Annotated in this window: 1 protein-coding gene; it reads left to right on the forward strand. The window is 62.7% G+C overall.

From position 1 onward, the window contains the following. Positions 1–1,066: alpha/beta hydrolase family protein (locus tag ABWP09_RS13995; RefSeq protein WP_353205736.1), on the forward strand; the 1,066-nt coding region annotated here is incomplete at both ends.

Consider the following 1,066-nt stretch of genomic DNA (forward strand, 5'->3'; position numbering starts at 1 on the left):
GCCTGAAGCGCGATCTCGTGTTCGCCAGACCCGACGTCGATGTCGCGGGGCTGGTCCGGATCGGGCGACAGCATCGTGTGGTCGGGGTCAGCTTCGTCACCGACCGGCGCCAGACCGAATTCTTCGACCCGGAACTGAAAAAGCTCGGCATCGGGCTGGCGAAAGCAATCCCAAAGCGCCCGCTGATTCAGTTCATCGACGCCAGCGCCGATGAATCGAAACTGCTGTTATGGGCCGGCAGCGACGTCGATCCCGGCGACTATATGCTGTTCGACAAGAAGACGCGGCAGCTCAGCCCGTTATTGGGTGTGCGGCCGCCGCTTGCGCAGACCACGCTCGCACCCGTGAAGGCGATCACGTTCCCTGCGGCCGACGGTACGATGATCCCGGGCTACCTGACCCTGCCCGTCGGCCAATCGGCAACCAACCTTCCCGCGATTGTCATGCCGCATGGCGGGCCGGGCGACCGCGACGAATGGGGCTTTGACTGGCTTGCGCAATTCTTTGCCGCGCGCGGCTATGCGGTGCTGCAACCCAATTATCGCGGATCGACCGGCTATGGCGAAAGCTGGTTCCGCGAAAACGGCTTCAAATCGTGGCGGACTGCGATCGGCGACGTCAATGACGGTGGGCGCTGGCTGGTGAAGCAGGGAATCGCCGCGCCGACGACGCTGGCGATCGTCGGCTGGTCTTATGGCGGTTATGCCGCGTTGCAGTCGGCGGTGCTCGACCCGACGCTGTTCAAGGCGATCGTTGCGATCGCGCCGGTCACCGACCTCGACACGCTCCGGCACGAGCATGACAATTACAAAGATTTCGACTTGGTCGATGCTTTCATCGGCAAGGGGCCGCATGTCTCTCAGGGATCACCCGCCCAAAATGCGGCGCGCATCACCGCGCCCGTGCTGATGTTCCATGGCGACATGGACCAGAATGTCGGGATCGGCGAATCGCGCATGATGGCCAGCCGGCTGCGAGGTGCTGGAAGATCAGTCGAACTCGTCGAATTCAAGAATCTCGACCATCAGCTCGACGACAGTACCGCGCGCACCACGATGCTCGACAA

The organism is Sphingomonas sp. (genome assembly GCF_040398505.1).
Taxonomy (GTDB): Bacteria; Pseudomonadota; Alphaproteobacteria; order Sphingomonadales; family Sphingomonadaceae; genus Sphingomonas.